At 73.0% G+C, this 25,522-nt stretch carries 23 protein-coding genes; 5 read left to right on the plus strand and 18 right to left on the minus strand.

What is annotated here, in order from left to right:
- Positions 1-31: 31 nt before the first annotated feature.
- The gene (locus JO379_RS16980) at positions 32-769 is read right to left on the minus strand and encodes a class E sortase (RefSeq protein WP_209515585.1); all 738 of its coding nucleotides are present in this window, start codon (positions 767-769) and stop codon (positions 32-34) included.
- Positions 770-788: 19 nt separating this feature from the next.
- The gene (locus JO379_RS16985; RefSeq protein ID WP_130878620.1) at positions 789-1,553 is read right to left on the minus strand and encodes a DUF881 domain-containing protein; all 765 of its coding nucleotides are present in this window, start codon (positions 1,551-1,553) and stop codon (positions 789-791) included.
- Between the two features lie 142 nt (positions 1,554-1,695).
- On the opposite strand from JO379_RS16985, the gene crgA reads away from it, so the two are divergent.
- Positions 1,696-1,953, plus strand: coding sequence for a cell division protein CrgA (crgA, locus tag JO379_RS16990; RefSeq protein WP_130878619.1), 258 nt, complete (start codon positions 1,696-1,698; stop codon positions 1,951-1,953).
- Between the two features lie 333 nt (positions 1,954-2,286).
- Here crgA and JO379_RS16995 read toward each other — a convergent pair whose 3' ends face one another.
- Both JO379_RS16995 and JO379_RS17000 read right to left on the minus strand, forming a co-directional pair.
- The gene (locus JO379_RS16995; RefSeq protein WP_209515587.1) at positions 2,287-3,150 is read right to left on the minus strand and encodes a rhomboid family intramembrane serine protease; all 864 of its coding nucleotides are present in this window, start codon (positions 3,148-3,150) and stop codon (positions 2,287-2,289) included.
- 105 nt (positions 3,151-3,255) lie between these two features.
- Complete coding sequence (locus JO379_RS17000; protein WP_130878617.1) at positions 3,256-3,789, minus strand: peptidylprolyl isomerase; 534 nt, start codon at positions 3,787-3,789, stop codon at positions 3,256-3,258.
- A gap of 227 nt (positions 3,790-4,016) precedes the next feature.
- Between JO379_RS17000 and JO379_RS17005 the strand changes: the two genes are divergently transcribed.
- On the plus strand, positions 4,017-4,676 hold the full coding sequence (locus JO379_RS17005) for a DUF5324 family protein (RefSeq protein ID WP_130878616.1): 660 nt from the start codon (positions 4,017-4,019) through the stop codon (positions 4,674-4,676).
- A gap of 74 nt (positions 4,677-4,750) precedes the next feature.
- Here the strand turns inward: JO379_RS17005 and JO379_RS17010 are convergent, their stop codons facing one another.
- Positions 4,751-6,502: an AfsR/SARP family transcriptional regulator gene (locus tag JO379_RS17010; RefSeq protein ID WP_245381481.1), complete on the minus strand. Its 1,752-nt coding sequence runs from the start codon at positions 6,500-6,502 to the stop codon at positions 4,751-4,753.
- Between the two features lie 365 nt (positions 6,503-6,867).
- Between JO379_RS17010 and JO379_RS17015 the strand changes: the two genes are divergently transcribed.
- The 3 genes from JO379_RS17015 (at position 6,868) to JO379_RS17025 (ending at position 9,541) form a co-directional block, all read left to right on the plus strand.
- Complete coding sequence (locus tag JO379_RS17015) at positions 6,868-7,686, plus strand: UbiA prenyltransferase family protein (protein ID WP_242626142.1); 819 nt, start codon at positions 6,868-6,870, stop codon at positions 7,684-7,686.
- Positions 7,687-7,814: 128 nt separating this feature from the next.
- Positions 7,815-8,891 (plus strand): sensor histidine kinase, encoded by a 1,077-nt coding sequence (locus JO379_RS33940; RefSeq protein ID WP_130878613.1) that lies wholly within the window; start codon positions 7,815-7,817, stop codon positions 8,889-8,891.
- A complete protein-coding gene (locus tag JO379_RS17025; RefSeq protein WP_209515591.1) occupies positions 8,891-9,541 on the plus strand; it encodes a response regulator in 651 nt (216 codons plus the stop codon). Before JO379_RS33940 ends, JO379_RS17025 begins: the two co-directional genes overlap by 1 nt.
- Before the next feature lie 12 nt (positions 9,542-9,553).
- On the opposite strand, the gene JO379_RS17030 is transcribed toward JO379_RS17025, so the two are convergent.
- The 13 genes from JO379_RS17030 to JO379_RS17090 form a co-directional block, all read right to left on the minus strand.
- Complete coding sequence (locus JO379_RS17030) at positions 9,554-11,023, minus strand: DHA2 family efflux MFS transporter permease subunit (RefSeq protein ID WP_209515595.1); 1,470 nt, start codon at positions 11,021-11,023, stop codon at positions 9,554-9,556.
- A 65-nt stretch (positions 11,024-11,088) separates the two neighbouring features.
- Positions 11,089-12,237, minus strand: a complete 1,149-nt coding sequence (locus JO379_RS17035; protein ID WP_209515599.1) for a hypothetical protein — start codon at positions 12,235-12,237, stop codon at positions 11,089-11,091.
- Positions 12,234-12,881, minus strand: coding sequence for a hypothetical protein (locus JO379_RS17040; RefSeq protein ID WP_130878609.1), 648 nt, complete (start codon positions 12,879-12,881; stop codon positions 12,234-12,236). The genes JO379_RS17035 and JO379_RS17040 overlap by 4 nt, the downstream gene beginning before the upstream one ends.
- Positions 12,881-15,196, minus strand: a complete 2,316-nt coding sequence (locus JO379_RS17045) for a beta-ketoacyl-[acyl-carrier-protein] synthase family protein (protein ID WP_209515601.1) — start codon at positions 15,194-15,196, stop codon at positions 12,881-12,883. Before JO379_RS17045 ends, JO379_RS17040 begins: the two co-directional genes overlap by 1 nt.
- 10 nt (positions 15,197-15,206) lie before the next feature.
- Positions 15,207-16,247 (minus strand): aminomethyltransferase family protein, encoded by a 1,041-nt coding sequence (locus JO379_RS17050; RefSeq protein ID WP_130878607.1) that lies wholly within the window; start codon positions 16,245-16,247, stop codon positions 15,207-15,209.
- Between the two features lie 28 nt (positions 16,248-16,275).
- Positions 16,276-18,243 carry a GNAT family N-acetyltransferase gene (locus JO379_RS17055; protein ID WP_130878606.1) on the minus strand — a complete coding sequence of 656 codons (1,968 nt, stop codon included), beginning with the start codon at positions 18,241-18,243 and terminating at the stop codon, positions 16,276-16,278.
- Between the two features lie 39 nt (positions 18,244-18,282).
- On the minus strand, positions 18,283-18,813 hold the full coding sequence (gene fabZ / locus JO379_RS17060) for a 3-hydroxyacyl-ACP dehydratase FabZ (protein ID WP_130878605.1): 531 nt from the start codon (positions 18,811-18,813) through the stop codon (positions 18,283-18,285).
- Positions 18,810-19,106 (minus strand): acyl carrier protein, encoded by a 297-nt coding sequence (locus JO379_RS17065; protein ID WP_130878604.1) that lies wholly within the window; start codon positions 19,104-19,106, stop codon positions 18,810-18,812. Before JO379_RS17065 ends, fabZ begins: the two co-directional genes overlap by 4 nt.
- Before the next feature lie 43 nt (positions 19,107-19,149).
- Positions 19,150-19,902, minus strand: coding sequence for a 3-oxoacyl-ACP reductase FabG (gene fabG, locus JO379_RS17070; RefSeq protein WP_209515604.1), 753 nt, complete (start codon positions 19,900-19,902; stop codon positions 19,150-19,152).
- Positions 19,899-20,939, minus strand: a complete 1,041-nt coding sequence (gene sbnB / locus JO379_RS17075) for a 2,3-diaminopropionate biosynthesis protein SbnB (protein ID WP_130878602.1) — start codon at positions 20,937-20,939, stop codon at positions 19,899-19,901. Before sbnB ends, fabG begins: the two co-directional genes overlap by 4 nt.
- A 61-nt stretch (positions 20,940-21,000) precedes the next feature.
- Positions 21,001-22,014 (minus strand): 2,3-diaminopropionate biosynthesis protein SbnA, encoded by a 1,014-nt coding sequence (gene sbnA / locus JO379_RS17080; protein ID WP_209515607.1) that lies wholly within the window; start codon positions 22,012-22,014, stop codon positions 21,001-21,003.
- A complete protein-coding gene (locus JO379_RS17085; RefSeq protein WP_209515610.1) occupies positions 22,011-24,317 on the minus strand; it encodes a lantibiotic dehydratase in 2,307 nt (768 codons plus the stop codon). The genes sbnA and JO379_RS17085 overlap by 4 nt, the downstream gene beginning before the upstream one ends.
- Positions 24,314-25,522, minus strand: coding sequence for an aminotransferase-like domain-containing protein (locus JO379_RS17090; RefSeq protein WP_209515613.1), 1,209 nt, complete (start codon positions 25,520-25,522; stop codon positions 24,314-24,316). The genes JO379_RS17085 and JO379_RS17090 overlap by 4 nt, the downstream gene beginning before the upstream one ends.

The following is a 25,522-nucleotide window of genomic DNA, read 5'->3' on the forward strand; positions in this document are numbered from 1 at the left end:
CAGACTAAAGGGCGGCACCACCGGTGGGTGGTCAGCCGGACAAAGCCGCGGGCCTGCCGTCGGCGACGGGCGCGGTGGCGTCCAAGTGCGCCCAGACGATCAGCCGGTGGCTGTGTCCCCACTCGGGTTCACAGGTGGTGAGGGTCAGATAGCGGCCCGGTCCGCGGTAGCCGGCCTTCGCCGGGACCGGGTCGATGACGCCGAGGTCGTCGGGCCGGGTGCGGTACGGGGGGCGGTCGACGCGATAGGTGAACCAGGTGGTCCCGTCGTTGAGCACCACCGCGTCGCCGGGGCGCAGCCGGGGGATGTCCTTGAAGGGGTCGCCGTGGGTCCGGCGGTGGCCGGCGACGGCGAAGTTGCCCGTCGCGCCCGGGCGCGCGGTGCCCGCGTAGTGCCCGAGGCCCTTCTTGAGCAGCTCGGGCCCGGTGCCCTCCAGGACGGGCTTGGCCCAGCCGGCGCCGAAGCGCGGGATGTACATGACGGCGAAGGACTTGCCGGGCGTGGGAGCCTTCGCCGGGGGTCGCGGCGCTCCGGCGGCGGCCCTGCCCCCGCTCGTGCCCCCGTCCCCGTCACCGTGCCCGGCCCCCTCCCCGGGCCCGTCGACCGGGCCCGTCGACCACTCGTCCTGGAGCCGGCCGATCTCGTCGTTCATGGCGCTGTCGGCCCGGACACCGGTCCAGTACAGGACGTAGACGACGAAGAGGACGATCACCGTGCCGACGGTGACGCAGAGCTCGCTGAGCGTGCGGACGACCAGGCGTACCCTCACCGGCCGGCCCCCTCCCGGGTCACCCCATGGGCTTCGCGTAGTGGAGATCCACTGTGCCCGAGTAGCCGGGAAGAGTCACCGCGTCGTGCTGGTCGACTTTCCAGCCGAGCCCGTAGGCGTTCACGTACTGGAGGTAGTTCTGGATCGTGGGGGAGGTGTCGAGCGCCTTGCGCAGCAGTCCGCGGTCGCCGACGGCCGTCACCTTGTACGGCGGGGAGTAGACGCGGCCCTGGAGGATCAGGGTGTTGCCGACGCAGCGGACCGCGCTGGTGGAGATCAGCCGCTGGTCCATGACCTCGATGCCCTTGGCGCCGCCGCGCCACAGGGCGTTGACGACGGCCTGGAGGTCCTGCTGATGGATCACCAGGTCGTTGGGCTGGGGCTGGGGGACGCCGGGGATGCGGGCCGTGGCGTTGGGCGGCGCGTCGGTGAGCGTCACCGTCAGGCCCGTACCGCTGAGCTCGGTGGTGCCGGCGGCCCGCGCCAGGGCATTGAGCTTCTTGTCCTGGGCGGCGGTGTTGCCGTTGTCGCGCCGGGCGAGCGCGTCGACCTTGGACCGCATGCCCGCGGCGCTCTCGTCGAGGTCGGCGTTCTTGCGGCTGCGTTCCTGGATGAGGTCGGAGAGCCGCAGCATCGAGTCGTCGGTGCGGATGTCGGTGCCTCGGGCCGTATTGAAGCTGGTGAAGAAGAGAAGACCGGCCAGCGCGAAGACCCCGGCGGTCAGCAGCCGCACCGGTCGGAAACGCCGGGAAGGCGTGCTGGTGGAGTCCGCAGAATTACTCAACGTACCCTTATCCTCTCCGACGCCGCGGAAGCACTACGCTAACGGACGCCCGGGGGAACGAAGAGCTCCCGTCGCTCCCGCCCCGGCAGCCAGCCTTGTATCCCCAGCGCGGTTACGCAGCGCATCGACAGGAGAGTTCCTCGTGCCGAAGTCACGGATCCGCAAGAAGGACGACTTCACTCCACCGCCGGTGAAGACACAGAATCTGAAGCTGGGCACCAGCGGACGCGGCTGGGTCGCGCCCCTGATGCTGGCCATGTTCCTGATCGGGCTGGCCTGGATCGTGCTCTTCTACGTGACGAGCGGCGATATGCCCATCGAGTCGCTGCGCAACTGGAACATCGTGGTGGGCTTCGGCTTCATCGCGGCGGGGTTCGTGGTCTCCACGCAGTGGAAGTAGCGCCGGAACGGCTCCCCGGGGGAGCCCGTGGCGTGACCCCTCGGGACGCCCTGGCGCAAGCCCTCCCCTGAGCCTTCCAGCGAGTTATCCACACCCTCGTCCACAGTGGGGAAAAACTCAGAAGATCTGTGGATAACTTCCCCGGCGTTGACGCCGGTGTGACTGATCGCGCGCACTGCGTACCGTCGTCGCACCGGCGTCTTCCAGCGGAAACGCGGCTCGGAGCAGTGGGGAACACGCGTTCCCCACATCGTGCACAAGATCCGACGCTCGCTGTGGACAACCGTCGCTCATCTGTGAGGCCACGGCCCGTTCCCGGTGGTCGGGGCCCGCTCAGCTCGCGAGCTGGAGGGTCCGTACGGCCACCGCCGCGACGATCACCAGCAGCGCCGCTCCGCACGTCGCGTACTGCACCAGCGCCCGTTTGTCCCGGGGGGCGTGCACCAGGCCGAAGGCCACCGCCGTGCCCACCACCAGGCCGCCGACGTGCGCTTCCCAGGAGATGTTCGACCAGGTGAACGTGAAGATCAGGTTGAGCACGAGCAGCGCGACGACCGGGCGCATGTCGTAGTTCAGCCGCCGCAGCAGCACGGCCGTCGCACCCAGCAGACCGAAGATCGCACCGGAAGCGCCGAGCGAGGGCTGGTTCGGCGCGGCGACGAAATAGGCCAGCGCGCTGCCGCCCAGACCGGACAGGACGTACAGCGCCAGATAGCGGATCCGGCCGAGCGCGACCTCCAGCGGCGGGCCGAGGAACCACAGCGAGAGCATGTTGAAGGCGAGGTGCATCGGTTCCTGGTGCAGGAACGTCGCCGTCAGCAGGCGGTACCACTGCCCCTCGGCGACCCCTTCCAGCGGGCTGAACGGCGTGAGCGCCGCCCGGCCGAAGAGCTCCAGGTCGTCGACGACCCGGTCGCCGACGGCCAGCACCACGATCCACAGGGCGACGTTCATCCCCAGCAGGACCTTGGTCACCAGGCGCGGATCCGCGACGTGCGTGGCGCCGGTGATCGTGCGCGGCGTCGTCGCCCGCGGGTGGTGGCCGGTGCCGGAACCTGCGGCCACACACTCCGGGCACTGGAACCCCACCGAGGCGCTGACCATGCACTCCGGGCAGATCGGCCGCTCACAGCGGGTGCAGCGGATACCGGTCTCCCGGTCCGGATGCCGGTAACAACCGACAACCTGGTCGTTCATGCTCTCCCCTTGCCCCGGTCGGCGGACCGGTATGCGAGACGCGGCCCCGCCCGTCATACGGACGGGCGGGACACGGGGTTCCCGTACGGGAGCGCGTCGTCGCTACTAACCCTCGCGGGTCTCGATCACGACCGACTCGATGACGACGTCGTTGACCGGGCGGTCGGTGCGCGGGTTGGTCTGGGCGCCGGCGATCGCGTCCACGACCTTCTTGCCGGCGTCGCTGGTGACCTCGCCGAAGATGGTGTGCTTGCCGGTGAGCCACGTGGTGGGCGAGACGGTGATGAAGAACTGCGAGCCGTTGGTGCCCGGACCGGCGTTGGCCATGGCCAGCAGGTACGGCCTGGTGAAGGCCAGGTCGGGGTGGAACTCGTCGGCGAACTTGTAGCCGGGGCCGCCGGTGCCGTTGCCGAGCGGGTCACCGCCCTGGATCATGAAGCCCTCGATGACCCGGTGGAAGACCGTGCCGTCGTACAGCCTGTCCGTGGTCTTCTGACCCGTCTCCGGGTTCACCCACTCGCGCTCGCCCTGGGCGAGCTCGACGAAGTTCTTGACCGTCTTCGGGGCGTGGTTCGGCAGGAGCCGCACCTCGATGTCCCCGTTGTTGGTCTTCAAGGTGGCGTAGAGCTGCTCGGCCACGATCTACCTTCCATAGGCTTCGCTGACAGCCACCGATCCTCGCACGGACGGGATCGCGGCGAGTAGCCACCAAAGCGCCGCGCGCGGCGGCAAAAGGTGGCATTGTCGAACGAAGCTCCCCCATGACCCGAATGCCCGCCCTCACATGCCGGACCGCGGACGGCCAGGCATGATTTTCCACTGGGTGGAAAGGCGAAAAACCGTACGCCACCGAGGAGGAGGTTCTCGTGACCCGCAAGGACAGCGTGCTCGCCGCGACCAGCACGGCGAAGGACAGCGTGCGGCACGCCGCGGAGGTGGTGGCGCCCTACGCCGGCACGGCCAAGGACGCGGCCGTGCACTTCGCGCACGAAGCTCGTGCCCAGCTCGCGCCGAAGATGGAGGCCGCCGCCCGGCAGGCCAGGATCAGCGCCGGTGAGCAGTACCACGCCCACCTCGCACCGCGCCTCGAACATGCCCGTGGCTCCCTTCCGCCGAAGGTGGACCAGGCCGCCGTGCGCGCCCGCGCCGCCGCCGAGCCGGTCCGGGAGGAGGCGGTCTCCCGGGGCGCGGCCACCCTCGCCGCGCTGCGCGGCCAGGTCTCGGCGGCCGAGGTCGAGCGGCTCGTGAAGCGGCGTGACCGGCGTTGCCGGATGGGCCGGGCGGCCAAGCGGCTCGCGGTGCTCGGGCTGCTCGCGGGCGGCGCCTTCGCCGTATGGAAGTGGTGGGACAAGCAGGCCAACCCCGACTGGCTGGTCGAGCCGCCGGCCCCCACCGAGGTCGCCGACCGTGCCCCGCTGAGCTCCGTCGACGGCAGCGGCGCGGTCCTGGACCCCGAGGTACAGGCCAAGCAGGCCGAGGCCGAGGCGGGCAACAGCCCGTCCGAGGAGCGCGGCGACCAGCACTGACCTGCCCGCCAGATCACTGACAAGCCGCGAGGCGGAAGACCGTAGGGGTCTTCCGCCTCGCGGCTTGTGGTGCCTCAGGCCACTGCTGTCAGGTGACGGACTGCGTCGGGGGCCGGTGGCGTGAGGGTGTGGGCGCAGTCCCGCAGCAGCAGCGGGATGCTGAGGTGGGCGGGGCTCGGTTCGTGGGCGAGGTTGTGGTCGAGGAGGGTGTCGAAGAGCCGCTCCACGGCCGAGGCGGCGAGGCCGGTGGCGGCGCAGGCCTGGGGGACGTCGTAGGTGGTCGCCGGGTGGCGGGCCAGGGTGCGGTGGAACTGCCGGGCGTCGGACGGCAACCGGTCGTGGGACAGCGCCAGGACGGACATCAGGTCGCGGTCCGCCGTGCGCAGGAACGCGGCGCGGCCCGCGGTCGTCAGCAGCCGCGCCGTCACGTCCGGCACGGTCCACGAGGGGCGGTCGCGCAGCCGGGTCGCCGCGAGGCGCAGAGCCAGCGGGTGGTGGCCGCACAGGGTGACCGCCTGGGTCAGGGGCGAGTCCGCGCAGGTGTCGCCCGCGACGCGGCGGAACAGGGTTTCCGCGTCCGCGGGGGTCAACGCTCCGAGCGGCAGGGAGCGGGCGCCGTCCGGGGCGGTCGGCTTGTGGCGGGTGGTGATCAGGGTGAGGGTGTCGCCGGTGCCGGGCAGGAGCGGGGCCACCTGGGCCGCGTCGGCCGCGTTGTCGAGGACGAGCAGGGCGCGGCGGCCCGCGAGGCGGGAGCGCCAGACCGCGCTGCGCTCGGCCAGGCCCGTGGGAATGGCCTCGGGCGCCGCGCCGTCGGAGCGCAGCAGGACGCCCAGCGCGTCCTCGGGGGCGAGCGGCGCGCGTGCCGTGCTGAAGCCGTGCAGGTCGATGTAGTACTGGCCGTCCGGGTGGTCAGCGGTGCGGCGGTGGGCGAAGTGGACGGCGAGGGCCGTCTTGCCGATGCCGCCCATGCCGTCGATCGTGACCGTACGGGGGGAGTTGGGGTGCCGGTCGTCCACGGCCCGCTCCAGCAGGGCGAGTTCGGCGGTGCGGCCGGTGAAGTCGGGCAGGTCGCGCGGAAGGTAATTGCCGTGGGCGGAGCGGGTGGTGGCGGAGCGATGGGTGGCGGGCCGGTCGGGCTCGGGCTCTTCGCGCTGCGCCTGCGGGGCGTCCGCGAGGATCTCGCCGTGCAGGCGTCGCAGACGGGGGCCGGGCTCGAGGCCCAGCTCGTCGGCGAGCAGACGGCGGCCCTCGTCGTAGACCGCGAGCGCGTCGGCCTGCCGGCCGCTGCGGTACAGGGCGAGCATCAGGCTGCCGCGCAGCGCGTCGCGCAGCGGGTAGCCGGCGGTCAGCTCGGACAGCTCGGCCACCAGGGACGCGGCCTCGCCCGCCGCGAGGCGGAGCTCCATCAACTCCTCGACCGCGGTGAGCCGCTGCTCGTCCAGCCCCGCCGCCGCGGTGGTCACCGCCGGGCAGTCGATGCCCGTGAAGGCGTCGCCGCGCCACAGGTTCACCGCCGACTGGAGCAGCCGCATCGCCTCGGCGTCACGGCCCTCGCGGCGGGCGGCACGGGCGGCGCGGGTCCACTCGGTGAAGCGGTGCGCGTCGACGGCGTCGGGCGGTACGTCCAGGCGGTAGCCGATGTCCATGGTGATCAGACCGCCGCCGTCGGAGGGGGCGAGGGCGGCGCGCAGATCACGGATCGCGTTGTGCACCTGATGGCGGGCGGAGGCGGGCGGGTCCTGCCACAACCCGTCCACCAGAGTGTCCATCGCCACCGTGCGCCGGGCGTTGAGCAGAAGAAGGGCCAGAAGTCGCCGTTGACGCATTCCTCTGAGTCGGAGCGGTATTCCTGACTCGCGTACCTCCACCGGGCCCAGAACCAGAAACTCCATTGCCCTTCACCCCCGACGTTCCGCACTGTGCAGCGTGATGACGATGCTGCTGACGCTAGGGGCGGGGGGTGCACCTATTCAACGCGCGTACCCCTGACGGGACATGCCGTACCTCGAAAGACACACACCGGAACCGCGTATTCCAGCCATAGGTTCGCAACATGACCCTGGCACTTGCGCCTCTCCCTGATTCACCCCATCCTGCCACCGCGGCTTTCAAGGACCCGAATTCCGGAATTCGTATCGCCGCGCGCACGGTCGGGCATTGTCTGCGCGAGGCGCGCCCGCTGGTGCAGGTCATGTTCGTGCTGCGGTTCGTCACGGGTGCGCTGTTGACGGCCTCCGCCGCGCACCACCGGCCCGACGCCCCGCACCTGCTGCTCGGCGCGGTCGCCTGGTGGGCGGCGACCGTCAGCGTCTATGTCTTCAACGGGGTCAGCGACCTGTGCGAGGACCGCGCCAACCAGTCCGCCAGGCCGCTCGCCAGCGGCCGGTTGACCGAGTCGGCGGCCCGGCGGGCCGTGGCCGTGACCGCCCTGGCCGGGCTGCTGTTCGGCTGCGCAGCGGGGTGGGAGGTGGCCGAGTCCACCGCCGTCTTCCTCGCCCTGGGGTACGCCTACTCCGCGCCGTCGATCGCGGCGAAGTGCCGTTCCTGGTCCGCCTCCGCGGTCACCTGCGCCGCCGCGGGGGCGACGTATTTCGCCGGGGTCGCGGCCTCCGGCAGCGGGCTCACCGCCGAGGCCGCCGTCTTCGCCGTGGTGCTCTCGCTCGGCGTGGGGCTGATAGCCGCCGTCGCCAAGGACCTGGGCAGCACCCGGGGCGACGCCCTCGCGGGCCGGCGCACCCTGGCCGTCGTCCGTGGCGAACGCAGCGCACGGCGGTTCTGCGCCCTGTCCGGGGTGGCCCTGACCGTGGCCCTCACGGCCGGTGCCGTGTGGGTGCACCAGCTACCGCTGGAGGCGGCCGCCGCCGTCTTCGCCGTGGGCGCCCTGTGCGTGGCGGGGCGCTGTCTGCCGGCCCGGGAGGAGCGGGAGCGGCCCCGGGCCCCGTACCGGGCCTGGATGGTCACCCAGTACGCCGTCCATCTGGCCGCGCTGGCCGCGCTCGCGTGGGCGTGAGCCCGCTATGGACCCCCTTGTCCATTCTCGATGGCATATTTGACGCCCGTTGTTATGATCCGCTGAGCGGGTGAGTGTGGGGAATCACGCCGCCCCGATCTCGACTTTTCCCCACGTGGGGGCACGCTGTGGGACATTCAGCCGACTCGGCGACCGACCGGACCTGTCTCATCGAAGCCGCTGTCGCCCGCTATGCCGACGGCTTGCGGGAGGCCGGCAATCCGCTCGCGCTCCGCCCGGAACTGTGGGTCACGTGCGAGAGACAGGCCCGGCAGATCTTCGGTGAGTGCATCGACACCCTGCACGGCACCCAGGTGCGGGTCGCCGAGGAGGCCGAACTCGCCTCGATGGCACTCGGCGTGCAGCGCTCCTTCGAGAAGGTCCCGCCGATCGACTCGGTGCACGCGGCGCGGCTGCTGTTCGACGTGGGCGTCGGGACGCTGACCGAGGCCGCCGCGCACCTCCCCGCCGAGCTCGCCCTGTCCCGGAGCCTGACCGCCGTACGGATGCTGCACGACGCGATCTTCACGCGGGTCAGCGCCGCCGCCATCGGCTACGAGTCGGCGACCCTGCGCGACGTGGGGCAGGCCAGCACCGCCCGCCGCCACCGGATCGCCCGCGATCTGCACGACCACATCGGCAGCAGCATCAGCCTGGCGCTGCGCTGCCTCGACCTGTACGCCATGGAGCAGGCGAGCGGGGCGACCCCGCCGCGCGACCGGCTCGCGGACGCGCGGCAGGCGCTGCGCGACGTGTTCGGCTTCACCCGCTCCATGGTCAGCGGACTGCGGGTCAACGAGCTGCACGACGGTCTCAAGGAGGAGATCGACGCCTACAGCGCCGCCTCCTCCGACCGCCCCGCCGAGGTCCGCTCCCGTATCGACGGCGACGAGTCGTGGCTGCCGGAGCAGACCCGCCAGGAGCTGTTCCTCGTCGTGCGGGAAGCCCTGCGCAACGCGTTCACCCATGCGAAGGCGGACCGGATCGACGTCGCCGTGCGGATCTACCCCGACGCCGTGCACGCCACCGTCACCGACGACGGGGTCGGGCTGCCGGAGCGGCGCGACGGCGAGGGCACCGGCCTGAGGGCCATGCGGCAGCGGGTGAGTGCCCTCGGCGGGACGCTGGAGCTGACCGGCGAGCCCGGCCGGGGGACCCGGGTGCGGCTGCGGATCCCGCTCGACGGGACCGAGGCGGGTGCGTGATGAGCGCGGGAGCGGACACCGGCGGCGACATCCGGATACTCGCCGTGGACGACCACCGGCTGCTGCGCGAGGCCCTGTGCGAGCTCCTGGAGCTCTACGAGGGGCTGACCGTGGTCGCCCAGGCCGACGACGGGCCCGGCGGGGTCCGCATGGCGGGCCTGCACCGGCCGGACGTGGTGCTGCTCGACGTGGAGATGCCGGGGCCCGGCCCGCTCGCCAACCTGCGGGGGATCCGGCAGGCGGCGCCCGGGGCCCGGATCATCATGCTGACGATGCACGACGACCGCAGGCTCATCGACTCGCTGCTGTCCGCGGGGGCGATGGGCTATCTGCACAAGGAGACCGACCGGGAGGTCCTCGTCGCCGCGATCCGCAGCGCCATGGCGGGCGGCACGATGATGTTCCTGCCGCGTACGTCGGGCTCCGGGCCGGACCGGGGCCGGGAGCCGGACCCCGCCGACACCCTCACCCTCCGCGAGCGGGAGCTGATGGAGCTGGTCGCGCAGGGGCTGAGCAACCGGCAGATCGGCAGCCGCCTCGGCATCACCGAGGGCACGGTCAAGCGCCATCTGCGGAACATCTTCGACAAGCTCGGCGCCACCTCCCGGCTCGACGCGGTCAACCGGATGCACCCGCCGCGCCGCTACTGACCGCCCGCGCCGCTACTGAGCCGCTGCCGCCCGGGCGGCCCGTTCGCGGCGGTCGGCGACCAGCAGGGCGATCGCCGGCACGAGGGTGAGCGCGTAGACGGCGAGCAGCCAGCCGAAGGAGTCGGCGAACGCGGCCGGTACGAGCCCGTGGTGGGCCTCGGCGGACCGGTCGAGGACGACCGTGACCACGGCGAGGGCGACGGTGCCGCCGATCCGCTGGATCAGGTTGAGCTGCGCCGAGGCGTCCGGGATGGAGCGGGGTTCGATCGATTGGAAGGCCCGGGTCATGGCCGGCACGATGGTCAGGCCCGTGCCCAGGCCCCGGACGGCGAGGCCGGCGCAGAGCAGCGCGTACGACGTGGTGGACGAGAGCATCGTCAGCGGCACGGTCGCCAGCATCGTGAGGACGATGCCGATGACGACGGTGGTGCCGCCGCCGATCTTCTTCATGATCGGGCGGCAGGCCAGGCCCGCGACGACGACGCCGATGCCGCCGGCCGACATCAGCAGGCCCGTGGTGACCGCGCTCTCGCCGCGGGCCGACTGGAAGTACAGCGGGATCAGCATCATCGGCGAGAAGAGGACGAAGCCGAGGCAGAAGATGTTGGTCGCGGCCGTGCGGTAGACGCGGTGCGTGAACAGGCGCAGGTCCAGCAGCGGTGCGCTGCTGCGGAGCTGGTGCCGGACGAACACGACGCCGCTCAGCACGGCCAGGACCAGCGGCACCAGGAACGCGGGCTGGGCGGACAGGCCCGTATCGGCGAAGGCGTGGACGGCGAGCACGACGCAGACCGTGCAGGCGGCGGCGGTCACCAGGCCCAGGAAGTCGAAGGAGCGGCCGTCGGCCGGCTCCCCGGCCGGGGTGTCCTTGCGCACGAGTCGGACGGCGGCCAGGAGCAGCACGGCGCACAGCGGGATGTTGACGGCGTAGACGGCCCACCAACCCCAGGCGTTGACGAGGAGTCCGCCGACGGTGGGGCCGAGCAGGGGGCTGATCAGCATGACGCTGCCGTTCAGCGCCTGCACCTGGCCCAGGCGTTCGCGCGGCATGCCGCTGGTGAGCAGGATCGTGGCGACGGGGGTGAGCACGCCCGCGGCCGCGCCGGACAGGCCGCGCGCGGCGATCAGTTCGGGGAGCGTCCGGCTGACGGCACAGGCCGCCGAGCCGACGGTGAACACGGCGAGGGACGCGATGAACGTGCGGCGGGGGCCGAAGCGGGCGGCCAGCCGGCCCGCGGCCGGCATCAGGGCGACCAGGGCCAGCAGATAGGCCGTGACGACCCACTGGACCTGGGTGATGGCGCCGAACCGGGCGGAGGTGTCGGCCAGGGAGACGTTGACGATGGTGGTGTCCAGCTGGGCGAGGAAGGCCCCGCCTATGGACACGGCGATGGTGAACACGGCTGTGCGGGTGGCTTTCGCCGCCGCGGGGGTGGGGCCGGCCGACGGGGCCGGGGGCTCGGTCTGCTGGGTCAGGGTCATGCGGGGTCGTCCTTCGGGTGGGTGGCGCCGTCGGTGTCGGTGGTGGCCCGGGAGCCCGTCCCGCCCTAGCGGGATTGGAGTGCCTCGGCGACGTCGGTCAGGAGGGAGCCGGCCGTCTCCCGCGCGCCGGGGCGGTCGCGGCAGGAGAGGGTCAGTTCCGTGGTGTCGCCGACGCGGCAGGCGCTCAGGAACATCTCGGCGTACGGGACGAGCATCGGCAGCGTGGAGAAGGAGGTGAGGCGGAAGGCTGGCGTCGAGTAGGTCCGCGCGTCCACCTCGCCGTGGTCGGAGATGATCGCCGTGCAGGGGAAGCGGCTGCCGTCGAGTTCCCGGGCCTCGCTCAGGTTGTTGGCGAAGGGGTTGTCGCGCAGGAAGTCCCGGTCGAGGACGGCTACCTCGGCCTTGGCGATCAGGGCGCGGACCAGCGTGGAGTGGACGCGTTTCCAGCTGTCGTCGCGCCGCAGGTCGAGGACCATCTGCGAGGTGAGATTGGCGGTGGAGCGCACCGCCGGGTCGTGGCGGCGCAGGTCCACGGGGACGATCAGACGGCCGGTGTCCGTGGCGAGGTGGCGGGAGAGCGCGGCGGCGGCGCGGGCCGTGACGCCGGACGGGCCGGCGGTCACCCGGTGGCGCAGCCACAGGGGACGCGTCCCCGCGGGGCCCCGGCCGATGATCGTGGGCAGTCCGGTGAGGCGGGTGGCTGCGGGGGACGGGGGGACGTCGCCCGCCGCCGCGCGGAAGTGGCCGTCGTCCACCGTGTCCGGGCAGCCGACGGGGTCCTCACCGCGCAGCGCCCGGAAGAGGTCCGCGATCCACTGCCGCAGGCCGCGCCCGTCGGTGACGATGTGGCTGGCCCGGACGATCAGCTGGGGCCGCTCGCCCGGGATCAGGCCCACCTCGCAGACGGGACCGGTGACCACGGACAGGTCCCGGTGGAAGAACGGGTCGTCGGAAGTGGTGCCGGTAGGCAGTTCCACGACCTCGGGGACGGTGCCGGTGGCGCGCCACAGGGCACCGCCGCGGCGTACCGCGAGCCCGGGGCTCGCGAGGGTCGCCGCGCGCGCCGCCTCCCGCAGCGCGTCCGCCTCCAGCGTGCCCTCCCCCTCCAGCACCATCTGGATCAGCTGGGGGGTGCCGGTGGCGGCGGCGTTGAGGTAGCCGCGTTCGATCGGGGAGATGCGGCGGGTGTACGGCCGTACGGCGGTGCGGGTCATTCCTGCTCCAGGTGGTGGAAGCGCACCGGGGCGGGTGCGTCGCAGGTGAGGGCGAGGTGCAGGGGCTCGGCGCCCTCGGCCCGCAGGACGAGGGAGCGCACCTGGTAGGTGCCGGTGCCCAGGGGCCGCCAGCCCGGCCGCCACTCGGGCAGCCGGGTTCCGGCGAAGGTCTCCTTGGTCAGGTGCGAGGCCTTGATGAGCGACTCGCACTCGGCGAAGTCCCGGATGGTGGCCCGCTCCTGGCGGCCCAGCAGATCGCCGAGCCAGCGCAGCGCGTGCGGCCGGTCGCGCTCGTCCTGGAGGTCCACGCCGATCGCGCGGGCGGCGGGCGCGAAGGCCACGGCGCTGAACTCGCCGCAGTGGGTGACCGACGCGGTCACCTCCAGGGCGGGCACGAACCAGCGTTTGTGGGCGTCCCGGACCAGGTCGCCGGGGGTGATCCGGACCCCGTACGTCGCGGCGAGCGCCCGGACGATCAGGGAGCGGCCCGAGGCGCTGAGCCGCTGCCCCATCCGGTCACGGGGCAGCCGGCGGTGCCGGGAGACCAGGACGTTCACCGCCTCTCCCGGCGCCGCGGGGCCGTCGGGCGCCAGCGTGTACCCGGTCAGGCCGGGGTCGAGGAGCAAGCCCATCGCGGCGCCCATCACGCCTCCGTGTCGAGGACGGCCGCCGCGTAGCTGCCGCCGTACGCGAAGCTGGACAGCAGCACGGGGCCGGGGGTGTGGGCGCCGGTGAGGGCGGCGACCAGGCCGAGGGCGCCCGCGCTGCCGTAGGTCTCGCCGAGCAGGGCCTTCGGGGCGAGCACCGGGCGGCCGGCGAGGCCGGAGAGGCGCAGGGCCGCCTGCTGTGCCAGGTCGACCAGCGGGTGGCCGGACGCGGCCGAGACGACCGTGGCGATGCGCGCCGGGTCGAGGTCCGCGTCGGCGAGCGCGGTGCGCAGGGAGCGACCCCAGGCCGCGCCGTCCCGGGCGATACGGCCGATGCCCGCCGCCTCGCCACCGGCTCCGAAGCCGCGGACCCGCGCCAGGACGTCGGCGCCGCGGGCCCGGGCGGCGTCCCGGCTCTCCAGCAGGATCGCGGCGGCGCCCTCGCTGAGGACGGTGCCGGTGCGCCCGCCGGGCACGATGTGCGCGGACCGGGCGTAGCCGGGCAGCGCCGCCTGGGTGGCGAGGGCCTGCTCGGGGAACTCGTCGGCGACCACGACCATGATCCGCTCGGCGGCGCCGCGGGCGATGACGCGGGCGGCGAGCTGGAGCGCGAGCACGGAGCTGGTGCCGCCGTTGGCGATGGTCGCGGTGTAGCCGCGGTAGCGGTGCAGCATCGCGACGTGGCCGGCGGCGGCGTTGACCACGGTGTTGGCGAACAGGGACGGATTGGCCCCGGTGATGCCCGACCGCACCACACCCTCGTGGAACTGGAGGACCGAGGTCACCGGACCGTAGCCGGTGGCGAAGACGATGCCGGTCGCCTCGGCCTCGGCCCGCGAGGGCTTGCCGTGGCGCGCGTACAGGTCGCCCACGGCGGACGCGGCGAGCAGGCTCAGCGGGTCCATGCGGCGGGCCCGGCTGGGGTTCGTACCGCGTGCGGCCGCCTTGATGTCGGCCCGGCCGACGGGCACCTGCCCGATGCCCGCGACCTCCTCGAATGTCTCGAAGCAGGGCCGCCCGTCGGCGAAGGCCGCGGTGAGCGCGTCGGTGCCGCCCGCGGATCCGGCCAGGCCCGCGATGCCGGTGACGACGACCTCCCAGGCGGCCTCGCGGCGCGGGGGCCGGGAGCCGGTGAGGCCGGACCGGTTGAGGACGACGGAGGCGTTGTTGCCGCCGAACGCGAAGGAGTTCGACACCACCACGTCGGGGCGCGCCTCGCGGCCGGTGTCCGGGATGATGTCCAGGCCGAACGGTGAGCCGGCGCCCCGGGTGTTGATGGTGGGCGGCAGCGTGCCCCGGTCGATGGCGAGGGTGCTCACCACGGCCTCCACCGCGCCGGCCGCGCCGAGGGTGTGGCCGAGGATCGACTTGGTGGAGCTGGCCGGCGGGATGTCCTGGCCGAACAGCTGCTTGAGCGCCTTCGGTTCGGAGGCGTCGTTGGCGGGAGTACCGGTGCCGTGCAGGTTGAGGTAGTCCACGTCGGCCGGGGTGAGGCCCGCCGTGTCGAGGGCCTGGGCCATGGCGGCGGAGGCACCCTTGCCACTGGGGTCGGGCGCGGTCTGGTGGTAGCCGTCGCAGGACAGGCCGTATCCGCCCAGCTCCGCGAGGACGCGGGCGCCGCGCGCGGCGGCCCGCTCCGCCGACTCCAGGACCATGAACCCGGCGCCCTCCCCGAGGGTGAGGCCGGTGGAGGCGGACAGCGGCGAGCACGGCTCGGCATCCAGGGCGCCGAGCGCGCTGAAGCCGTACGCGGACAGCTCCGCCAGGGGGTCGACGCCGCCGCACACGACAAGGTCGACGTCGCCCTTCCACAGCAGCTCGGCGGCGTAGCCGAGCGCCACGGCGCTGGCCGCGCAGGCGTTGGAGAGGACCACGCGCGGGCCGCGCAGGTCGAACTCGGCCGCGATGTAGTCGCCCACGCAGGGCAGTTGGGAGGCCACCGCCCGGTCGGCGTCCAGTCTTCCCTCCCGGACGAGGGTGCGGTGGGTGGCCTCCAGGGTCGGCATGGCGCCGAGGCTGGAGCCCACCACCACGGCCACCCGGTCGCGGTCCACGGTGTCGAGGTCGAGGCCGCTGCCGTGCAGGGCCTCGCGGATCGCGGTGGCCGCGAGGGCGTAGCAGCGGTCCAGGTCGGCGGGCTGCTCGGCGGTGACCATCCCGGCCCAGTCGGTGAGCAGCTCGGAGGTGTCGAAGAGGGTGTTGGTGCGGATGCCGGTGGTTCCGGCCGCGATGGACGACCAGCCCTTCTCCAGGTCGTCACCGGCTCCGGTGATCAGTCCGAGCCCGGTCAGGGCGATACGCGGTGGTGTCATGGCCGCTGCCTCAGGCGATCTTGCTGGTGAGGGAGCGGGCGATGACCCGGGGCAGCGTCGCGGTGCGCAGCGGTCGCGCGTCGCCCGCCTCGTCCTCGGCCGTCAGCTCCAGGCCGGGCACCCAGAAGGGGGCGTCGAGCAGCGTCAGGACCAGCTCCTCCTCCGGGTTGGCGGCGGGCGCCTGGTGCAGGACGGTGCCGACCTGCCGGCCGGCCGCGGTCAGCGGCGTGCCCGGCGTGAAGCGGCTGCCGACCGGGGCGACGAGAGCGGTCAGGCGGGCGTCCGACTCGGTCGGCGCGACCAGGCCGTCGGAGCCATGGAACTCACCGATCCGGTTCCAGTCGATCATCCAGGCCACGTCGGCCCGGCCGACGGTCAGGCCGCCGAATCCGGCGTCGTACAGGCCCATCCCGGCCTCGGCCTGCATCCGGGCCAGGGCGTCGGTGCCGACCTCGGCACCGCCCTGCTCGGCGACGGCGGCGAGCACCGCCTCGTGGACGGCCTGCGGGGCGTCGGACAGCAGCAGGTAGCCGTACTCACCGGTGGAGCCGACGCGGGCCAGGTGGGCGGTGGCGCCGGGAGCGGCATCCGTGGACTCGGTGACGGCGTGCAGGGTCAGGCCGGAGATGTCGAAGTCCACGAAGGCGGCCGCGACCGACCAGGCGGTGGGGCCCTCGAAGGCGGTGGCGCCCCAGCCCTCGGGGGAAACCTCGACGGTGACACCGGAAGGCTCGAACTGCGCGAGGTAAGCGCCGAGTTCGTCGGCCGTCGCGGCGGTGCGCGGCAGCAGCCACGACTCGTCGCCGATCTCGAAGTGCAGCAGGATCGCGAACGGCGTCCCGTCGGCGTTCAGCGCCAGCACCTCGCGGACCGTGTCCGGCTCCACGTAGTCGGCGGACTTGGCGAGGAAGCCGTCCAGGAAGGTCAGCCGGTCGTCACCGGTCAGCCGGACCAGCGGGGCGGTGACGCGGTAGGCGCCGACGGCGGTGCGCAGGGTGGCGTAGTCGTCGGTGGCGGTGCGGTCGGCCGGGGCGAGGGTGGTGGCGGTCATGATCTGTGGTGCCTTTCGGATGAACGGTTCAGGAAGAAAAGGGGCCGTCGTGCACGGAGAGCAGCCAGGCGCTCTCCTCGGCGGCGGAGACCCCGCCGACGAGCAGGCCGGAGGAGGTGGAGCGCAGCACGAGTTCGTCGCCCGGGGAGGCGGCGGGCGCGCAGTGCAGCCAGCGCCCGTCGGAGAGCCGGACCGAGGCCCGCCGCGCCCACACCTGGCGGAAGTCACCGGAGCTCAGCTCCCAGCGCTCCCCGGCCGATTCGAGGACGACGGACGTGGTGAGGGGGGCGTACGGGGTGAGCCACAGGACGCTCTCGCGGTCCGTGCCGGGGGCGCGGACGTCGACGCGGAGGCCGCCGTCGGCGGGGGTGATCTCCCAGCCGAGGCCGGTGCCCGGGGCGTACAGGCCGAGCGGGTGCTTCTCCTCCCAGGCGCCGGTGTCCGGCACCCCCCAGCCGAGCCCGGCGGCCCGGTCGTGCCGGCTGTTCTCCCGGGTGACCCACAGGCCCGCGGACCAGTGGGGGTGATAGCCGTAGGAGCGAGTGCGGGGGTAGGGGCTGCGCAGCACCTTGGTGGTGCCCTCCCGCCAGACGGTGACGCCGCCCGCACCGGCGTGCACCTCCAGGTCGCGCGCGGGGACCGCACGGCCCGGACGGATCTCGGTGCGCATCCGGGCGACGCCGTCCGGACCGGGGGTGAGACCGCGCTCCAGGAGGGTGCTGTGGACGAGCCGGACCCGGCCGTCGACCGGCAGCGAGAGTCGTACGTCGCTCCCCTGCCACGTCAGCACGCCGCCGACCGGGGCGGTGCGGGAGGCGGCGACGACCTCGGAGGCGTCGCGCACCCCCAGGCCGAGGCCGATCGGGTGTGCCTGTCCTTCGGCGTCGGTGAAGACGCCCTGGCGCAGGCCGACGGTCTGGAAGACGCGGCCGGTGGCGGACCCGGTGCGGGTGAACTCCTGGAGCAGGGCCGTGCCGTCGAGGGTGAAGGTGCCGGTGACCGTGTCGTCGCCGTGCCGCTCGGTGACCCGGACCCCGCCACAGGCCGGCTCCAGGGTGAGGTCGCGCGGCTCGCCCTCGCGCCAGCCGGCCGGGCGGTCGGCGCGGCAGCTGGGCCAGGTCGAGACGAACACCGGGCCCAGGTGCCCGTCGGCCAGGACGCGCACCGTGCCGTCCTCGCCGTCCACCTCACAGGTGAGGGCGCCCTCGGTGAAGCGGTACGGCGCGACGCCGCGCACGTCGCGCACCCGGTACGGCGCCGGTGTGATCCGCAGCGCACGCACCTCGCCGCCGGGCTCGGTGAGACGGGCCTCGCGCACGGCCCCCCGGTCCACGTCCACGGTGGCGTCGATCCGGAACTCGCCGAGCGCCAGGCAGTAGTCGATGGTGCGGACCCCGTCCACCACCCGTACGTCGGAGCTGAGCTCGTCGTCGCGGGACTCGCTGACGGAGGCGAAGCTGGTCAGGCTGCCGAGGGCGGCCGTGGCCCGCTCCCCCAGGTCCGCGAAGACGCTGCGCAGCACGAGGGGGATGTAGTTGTGCAATTCGACGTTGCCGTCCTCGCCGGGGACGGCCCGGCCCACCGAGACGCAGCCGACGCGCCGGTAGAGCCGGAACGCCACGGTGTTCGCCGGGTTGACGGTCAGCCGCAGCACCAGGCAGCCGGAGCGCATCATCCACTCGACGGCCTCGGTGAACAGCCGGCCCGTGACCATGCCGCCCCGGTGGGCGGGGTGGACGAAGAACATGTCCGCGATGAGTTCACCGGCCCGGGCCGAGCGCCGGCCGGTGTTGTGGAACAGGCCGAACGTGCCCACGAGCCGCTCGTCGTCCATGGCCACGAGGAACATCGCCGTCTCCCGCTCGGCCAGTTCCCGGGCGAGGTCGGCGCCGGTGATGCCCCCGGCGACCGGGTTGGGGTTGTCGCGGTGGCGGTTGTACAGCTCCGCGATGACGTGCGCGTCGCCCTCCTGGTACGGGCGGATCGTGAGGGACATGGACACACCTCCTTCTGTCTGTCGCTGGTGTGGTGGGGTTCAGCCCTTGCGGCCGGTGGTGACGACGAGGGTCCCGGCGGCGGCGAGTTCGGAGCCGACGCTCGCCCGCACCTTCACCTGGCGCAGGCCGCCGAGCCGCTGCCCGAGCTTGGCGTCGAGGGTGAGTTGGTCGCCGGGGACGACGAGCCGGGAGAACTTCATGTTGCTGATGGAGCCCAGGTAGCCGACGCTCCGCGAGGCGTCGCTCTCCGCGGTGCTCCCGCTGTCCGCGGTGTTCTCGAGGATCTCCGCGACGTAGACGACGGCCACGAGCTGGGCCATCGCCTCGACGATCAGCACGCCCGGCATGATCGAGTGGTCGGGGTAGTGCCCGGCGAAGAACGGCTCGTTGACGGAGACGCTCTTGACCCCGCGTCCCGAGACGCCCGGTACGACGTCGTAGGCGCGGTCGATCATCAGCATCGGCCAGCGGTGCGGCAGCATCCGCTTGATGTCGTCGGACGAGTAGCTCAGGCCCTTGCGCGCCTTGTCCTTGTCCGGGGCGTCGAGGAGGCCGGGGGCCGGGCTCACGCGGCGGCCTCGCGGTCCTCGATGAAGTCGACCAGGGCGTTGATGGAGCCGAAGGCCTCGAAGTCGTCGTCGCTGATCAGCACGTCGTACTCGTTGTTGACCATGACGACGATCTCCAGCGTGTCCAGCGAGTCCATCTCCAGGCCCCGGCCGAACAGCGGCTGGTTGTCGGAGACGACCGCCGGCTCGACATCGAGCCCGAGCCGGTCGATGATCATCGACTTGATCTTCATGTTCTTGGCGAGACGGGCCTCGCCCCGGGTGCGGACGTCTTCGAAGGTGGCAGTGGACATATGGGTGTTCTCCTCAGTGCGTGCAAGTGCGTGATGGACAAGATCAGTTGGGGATCATTCCGCCGTCGACGGTGAGCACCTTCCCGGTGATGTACGAGGCGGCGGGAGAGGCCATGAAGACGGTGGCCTGGGCGACCTCGGCGGGGGTTCCGGTGCGGCCGAGGGGGATCGCCTGGAGCGCTTCCTTCAGACGGGCCGGGGGGACCTTCTTGACCATGTCGGTGTCGATGAACCCGGGGGCCACGACGTTGACCCGGATACCGCGCGGCGCCACTTCGAGCGAGAGGGTCTTGGCCAGCGAGATCACTCCGCCCTTGCTGGCGGCGTAATTGGCCTGCCCGGCCCGCCCCGCGATGCCGCTGGTGGAGGCGATCAGGACAATGGAGCCGCCGTCCGCGTACATCTGCTTGGTTGCCTCGCGGGCGGTGAGGAAGGCGCCGGTGAGGTTGGTGTCGATGACCTCCCGCCACTTGCCGCTGCTCATGGCGGCGAGATGGCCGTCGGCGGTCACCCCGGAGTTCAGGACGGCGACCTGGACCGGCCCCCATTCGGTGCGGATCCGCTTGAACATGGCGGTGACCTGCTCCTCGTCCGCCACATCGGCCTGGACGAGGAGCGCCTCGCGGCCCAGGGCGCGGATCCGCTCCGCGACCTGCTCCGCCTTGCCGGCACTGGACCGGTAGTTCAGGGCGACGTCGCAGCCGTGCTCGGCGAGCGCGAGCGCGGTGGCCGCGCCGATGCCGCGCGAGGCCCCGGTGACCAGGGCCCGGGTGCCCTCGGGGAACAGGAAGCTCATGCCGTGCCTCCTGCCATGGCCGCGGTGACGTGGTGCCGGCCGGGATCGAAGCCTTCGGCCTCGCTGCCGATGCCGTGGCGGGTGGCGGCCTCCAGGACCGCCCGGGCGACGGCCAGGTCGAGGATGCCGAGGCCGAACGGCGAGAAGACGACGGTCTTCTCCGTCACCGGGGCCGCACTCGATGCCTCGCCCCGGCCGAGGACGGTGGCGATCTCGGCGTCCACGAAGCGGCGGTGCCCCGTCTCCTGCTCGGCACGGTGCAGCGAGGTCTGCTCGCGCAGCACGTGGTCGCTGTCGTCGACCACGTTGTACGCGTTCAGGACGGAGGCCGTGCTGAGGTCGCGCAGCGACAGGTGCAGGATCACCTGGTGCCCGGGGCGGTCGGGGTGGGCGGCGAGGTCGAGCCAGTACGTGGAGTCGGTGGTCGCGAGGGAGACGGTGTCGGCGCGCAGCGCGTCGTCCAGGTCACCCGCGAGGAACGTCAACGCGGGCCGCTCGGCGGAGAGCTGGGCGGCGAGGGTCTCGGCGCGGCCCGGCACCGCGTCCTGGAGGGTGACGGTCCGCAGTTCGGGGTGGACCAGCGCGAGGAAGTCCAGCACGCGCCGGTTGATGGTGCCGCAGCCGATCAGGCCGAGGGTACTGACCGGACGGTCACCGTGCAGCGCCCGGCTGGCGAGCGCCGCCGACGCCGCGGTGCGCGACGCCGATATCTGGCTGGCCTCCAGGACGGCGGTCGGGTAGCCGGTGTCGAGGTCGTTGAGGATCTGCACCGAGGAGGCGCGCTGAAGGCCCCGCTCGACGTTGGCGGGGAAGGACGAGATCCACTTCAGGCCCATGACGGGCTCGGGGCCGCCCAGGTAGGCGGGCAGGGAGATCACGCGGGAGCCGGAGTTGCCGGGCGGGCGCAGGAAGCCGGAGAACGGCACCTCCGAGCTGCCCTGGCCGTGCAGCACATACGCGGCGCGGACCGCGTCGAGCACGGTGGCGTCGAGGCCGGCGAGCGCGGCGGCGACGTCCTCGCGACCGAGGATTCTCATGACTGGTCGATTCCTTCGTACGAAAGGTGAGTGGATGCGGCGGTGCGGGGGAGGGCGGCGGTCAGCCGAGGCGGGACTCCACCCAGGCGTCGCTGTAGATCGTGTCGAGGTAGCGGTCGCCGCCGTCGGGAAGGATCGCGACGCAGGTGGCGCCGGGTTCGATCCAGGACTCGGCGTCCAGCAGGGCCGCCGTGACCGCGCCGGACGAGCCGCCCGCGAGGATCGACTCCTTCGCCAGGAGGCTCCGGCAGCCGCGTACGCAGTCCAGGTCGGTCACCTTCACCACCCGGTCCGCGAGCCCGGGGCGCAGCAGCGGCGGGACCACGGCCGCGCCGTGGCCGGGGATGGTGCGGCGGTGTGCGCGTTCCCAGGGCTCGGGCGGGCCGAAGATCACGCTGCCCACCGCGTCCACCGCCACCAGCCGGGTGGGCAGGCCCTCGGCGGCGATGTACTCGGCGCAGCCGCGCAGCGTGCCGGTGGTCCCGGCGGCGACGAAGAGGTAGTCGGGGGCCTGCGGGAGCGCTTGGTGGATCTCGCGCATGGTGTGGTGGTGGGCGCGGGCGTTGTACTCGTTGCCGTACTGGTCGGGCCAGTAGGCGTCGGGCACCGTACGCAGGAGTTCGCGCACCCGCCGGAGCCGGGAGGGCAGGTACTCGCCGGTCTCCGGATCCCGGTCCACCACCTCGACCGTCGCCCCGTACGCCCGCATGATCGCGACGTTCTGGGTGGTCGTCCGCGGGTCGACGACACAGATCAGTTCGAGCCGGTAGAAGTTGCACAGCTGGGCGAGGGCGATGCCCAGGTTCCCGGAGGAGGACTCCACGACGGTGGAGACGCCGGGCACCAGCTCCCCCGTGGACAGGGCGTGTTCGATCATGGAGCGGGCGGCGCGGTCCTTGATGGACCCGCCGGGGTTGAACCGCTCGCACTTGCCCCACACCTGGAAGCGCGTCGGCGGGAAGAGCCGGTCGAGGGCGACCAGGGGAGTGGCGCCGATCGTCGCGAGGATGTCCGGACGGCCGGGACGGGCCGCGGTGACGGCGCTGATCGCCGCGGCGGAGGAGACCACGGTCATGCCGGTACCTTTCTGCTGATCTGGACCCGGAGTTCGCTGACGTAGCGCTCGCCCTCGGCGTCCGTCAGCCAGGAGTCCTCCGGGTGGGGCAGCGGCTCGCTGAGGATCACCGTGGCGTCCGCGTCGAGACGCCGGGCGCGGCGGACGAGGTTGGCGAAGGAGAGCACGAGGGTGGGGCTGGTGAAGTCGACCAGGGACGGCTTCGTCTCCTGCGGGAACTTCACGAACGCCTGGTCGGGCAGCCCGCGTTCGCGCAGCCATCGCCGTACGGCGAGGTAGTCGCCCTCCCGGTCGGGCTTGGCGGCCAGCGGGATCTCCCCGGCCGGCACCCGCCAGGTCTCCCGGAACAGGACCAGCCCGTCGAGGGTGACGCGCGGGGCGTGCGGCCGGTCGAGCCCGATCTTGAAGGCGTCCGCGGCGATGATCGACACCGGTACGGCGAGCAGCTCGGCCATGCTCCACTCGCGCCCGTCGGGCGTGGTGGCGGTGACCGTGCCGTCCCGGTCGGCCAGGGTGATCGCGACGGCCGCGTCGATGCGGGAGCGGTCGTCGAAAGGAGCCCGGGTGAAGCCGATGAGCCGGTCACCCGCGCCGATGGGCGCGGGCACCATACGGCCGCTGTTGCGCTTCCAGTCGACCGGGAGCAGCGGCACCAGGCGCGGGGCGTCGATCGCGGCGTTCACCTTGTCGCGCAGGGAGCCCGTGTCGCCGGTCCAGTCGAGGAACGGCAGGTCACAGGTGGCGAGACAGGCGTGCAGCTCGCCGAGGACGACGGTCAGGTCCCCGTCCGCCCCCTGGGCCACTTGCAGGTCCGGGCTGTGCAGGGCGAGATGGGGCGAGCGGACCGGACCGGTGGCGAAGGCGGCACGCACCCTCTCCTCGACGTCCTCGACCCGCAGATCGACCCGCAGATCGACCCGCGCGGCGCCCACCGGGTCCAGCACCTGGCGCCACTTCTCGGCCAGTTCCCGGGTCGCGGTGTGCACCGGTGCGGCGCCGTCGCCCCAGAACAGGCCGAGCACCTGCGGCCACACGTCGGCCAGCGTGACGGTCGCGCGCCGCGCGGCGGCGGCCCGTACGAGAGCGGCGACCTCCGTCTCGACCAGTTCCACGAGCCGGTTGCCGAACCAGTCCGCCGCGTCCGCCACCAGGGCGAGCGGGCGGGCGACGGCGTCCAGGAAGTCGGTGCCGAGCTCGACCCGGCAGTCGCGCACCGCGTCCTGGTAGCAGAGGGTGCGGCCCGCGTACGCCTTGCCCTCGTCGCGGGACGCGTCGAGTCCGGTCGTACGGACGAAGAAGGTGTCCAGCGCGTCGAGGCACTCGGCGAGCTCGTCGGCGGAGCCGGCCGCGTCGACGGCGTTACGGTGCCGGTCGAGCTCGGTGAGGACCGCCTCGAAGCGCACGAACAGCTCGGGGTCGGCGACGGCGGCCACGCGCCGCCGCAGGATCCGCTCGGCCCGCACGTCGACCGGGATGTTGGCGTCCCAGGTCAGCACGCGCTGCTTGAGCAGCCGCGTCAGGATCTTCTCGACGCGGTCCCGCGCCCCGTCCGCCGGCCGGCCGTCCTCACGGAGGAGGGCCTCGGTGATCGCCGCGCCGTTGCGCTCGCCGTCCGCGTACGCGAGGACCTGGCGGTCCTCCGGGCGCAGCCGCATGACGCGGCCGCCCGGCAGGAGCAGCCGGTCGCCGTCGAGGTGGACGTCGGGGCGCGGCAGCGGCGGGAACCACCAGCGGGCACCGGGCTGGGCGACCATCCAGTCCGCGAGGGCGGCCAGCGCCCAGCGCTCGAAGAACGTACGGCTCCGTGCGACGAGCCGCTCGCCGTGGTCCACCGCGAGCGCCTCACGCGAGCGTCCGACGGAGATCCAGGCGGCCGGGCCGAAGAAGCCGATTGTCTCGGCCTTGGCGCAGTAGCGCAGCCAGTACATGGCGAGGGTGCGTTCGCGCTGCTTGCGCTTGGAGTCCTTGCCGGTCCCCGCGGCGAGCGCGTCGAGGACGCGGTAGACGGTCCGGTTCTGCCAGGCGATGGCCGTACGGACCTTCTCGTCGCGGGCGAGGACGGCCAGGCGGCATGCCTCGGCCTCGCTGTCGGCGCGGTAGGCGGCGGCGAAGGCGTCCCGGTCGCCGCGGTCGGCAGCGGCGGCGGCGCCCGGCCCGCCGAGCAGGGCGAGACCCGAGGCGGGGAACCCGGCGCTGCGCAGCAGCCCGACGCCCCACATGTGCCACTCGCTGTCACCGAGGCGCCGGGTGGGCCGGAAGTCGGCCCAGTCGTGCGCGCGCAGTGCAGTACGGGTGCCGGTCATACGGTCCGCCCCTCGACGTCGGCTCCCGCGTCCGCTTCCGCGCCGCGCAGCACGGCCGCGAGACGGGAGACGCCCTCGGCGATGCGGCCGCGGGGGACGTTGCTGAAGGCGAGCCGGAGCGCGTCGCCGCCCTCCCCGTCGAGTCCGAAGTGGGTGCCCGGCACGAAGGAGACGCCCTGTTCCGCGGCGGCGAGCGCCAGGCGCCGGGTGTCGGCGCCGGCCGTGTGCCGCAGCCACAGGTAGAAGCCGCCGTCCGGCCGCCGCCACTGCCAGGGCCCGTCCGTGCCCAGCTCGTCCTCGAGCGCGTCGGCCATCAGGCCGCACCGCTCCCGGTAGCGCTCCCGGTAGGCGTCGATCAGCGCATCCCACCCGCTGCGGGCGTGGAAAGCGGCCAGCGCGGCCTGGGTGAACGCCGACGGGGACAGCGCCATGACCTCAGTGGTGCGGCGCAGTCGCTCGGCGAGCGGCGCGGGCGCGGCGATCCAGCCGCAGCGCAGGCCGGGGGCGAAGACCTTGGAGAACGTCCCGAGATGGATGACGTTCTCCGGGTCGAGGCCCTGGAGGGTCTGGACGGTACGCCCGTCGAAGCCGAGCAGCCCGTACGGGTTGTCCTCGACGATCAGCAGGTCCGCTTCCCGTGCGGCGTCGAGGAGCTGGTGGCGACGCTCCACGGACAGCGTGGCGCCGGTGGGGTTCTGGAAGGTCGGGTTGCAGTACAGCATCCGCACCCGCTGCCCCTCGGCACGCAGCCGTGCCACGGTCGCGGGCAGCGCCTGCGGGTCGAGTCCCCCGGCGTCCTCGGGGGCGCCGTGCAGCCGCAGTCCCGCCGTGCGGAAGGCGGCGGCCGCGCCGGGGTAGGCGGGGGTCTGGCAGAGCACGGTCTCACCCGGTACGGCGACGCCGAGGCCGATGGCGAGCAGCCCCATCTGGGAGCCCGCGGTCGGCACGAGGTTGCCGGCGTCGGTGCGGCCGCCCTCACGGGCCATCAGGTCGGTGATCGCGGGGACGAGGGCCTTGGCCACGTGCGGGGTGCTGTACTGGAGCGCGATCCGCCCGCCGAGCCGCATCAGCCGGCCCATCTGCTCGGAGAGTTCCTTCAGGGGCAGCAGGTCCAGGTCCGGCAGGCCGCCGGCGAACGAGATCAGGTCACCGCCCCGCTCGAAGAGCTGCGGCATCTCGGCCGCGGGTCGGACGTCGGTCCACAT

It is taken from the genome of Streptomyces syringium (genome assembly GCF_017876625.1).
Classification (GTDB): Bacteria; Actinomycetota; Actinomycetes; order Streptomycetales; family Streptomycetaceae; genus Streptomyces; species Streptomyces syringius.

Bases quoted from the DNA above. Each gene is read 5' to 3' on its own strand.
- JO379_RS17090 (WP_209515613.1), bottom strand. From the start codon at position 25,522: ATGTGGACCGACGTCCGACCCGCGGCCGAGATGCCGCAGCTCTTCGAG.
- JO379_RS17085 (WP_209515610.1), bottom strand. From the start codon at position 24,317: ATGACCGGCACCCGTACTGCACTGCGCGCGCACGACTGGGCCGACTTC.
- JO379_RS17065 (WP_130878604.1), bottom strand. From the start codon at position 19,106: ATGTCCACTGCCACCTTCGAAGACGTCCGCACCCGGGGCGAGGCCCGT.
- JO379_RS16995 (WP_209515587.1), bottom strand. From the start codon at position 3,150: ATGAACGACCAGGTTGTCGGTTGTTACCGGCATCCGGACCGGGAGACC.
- JO379_RS17035 (WP_209515599.1), bottom strand. From the start codon at position 12,237: ATGACCCGCACCGCCGTACGGCCGTACACCCGCCGCATCTCCCCGATC.
- JO379_RS17045 (WP_209515601.1), bottom strand. From the start codon at position 15,196: ATGACACCACCGCGTATCGCCCTGACCGGGCTCGGACTGATCACCGGA.
- JO379_RS17050 (WP_130878607.1), bottom strand. From the start codon at position 16,247: ATGACCGCCACCACCCTCGCCCCGGCCGACCGCACCGCCACCGACGAC.
- JO379_RS17030 (WP_209515595.1), bottom strand. From the start codon at position 11,023: ATGACCCTGACCCAGCAGACCGAGCCCCCGGCCCCGTCGGCCGGCCCC.
- JO379_RS17040 (WP_130878609.1), bottom strand. From the start codon at position 12,881: ATGGGCGCCGCGATGGGCTTGCTCCTCGACCCCGGCCTGACCGGGTAC.
- JO379_RS17025 (WP_209515591.1), top strand. From the start codon at position 8,891: ATGAGCGCGGGAGCGGACACCGGCGGCGACATCCGGATACTCGCCGTG.
- JO379_RS17055 (WP_130878606.1), bottom strand. From the start codon at position 18,243: ATGTCCCTCACGATCCGCCCGTACCAGGAGGGCGACGCGCACGTCATC.
- sbnB (WP_130878602.1), bottom strand. From the start codon at position 20,939: ATGAGAATCCTCGGTCGCGAGGACGTCGCCGCCGCGCTCGCCGGCCTC.
- sbnA (WP_209515607.1), bottom strand. From the start codon at position 22,014: ATGACCGTGGTCTCCTCCGCCGCGGCGATCAGCGCCGTCACCGCGGCC.
- fabG (WP_209515604.1), bottom strand. From the start codon at position 19,902: ATGAGCTTCCTGTTCCCCGAGGGCACCCGGGCCCTGGTCACCGGGGCC.
- JO379_RS17010 (WP_245381481.1), bottom strand. From the start codon at position 6,502: ATGCGTCAACGGCGACTTCTGGCCCTTCTTCTGCTCAACGCCCGGCGC.
- JO379_RS17015 (WP_242626142.1), top strand. From the start codon at position 6,868: ATGTTCGTGCTGCGGTTCGTCACGGGTGCGCTGTTGACGGCCTCCGCC.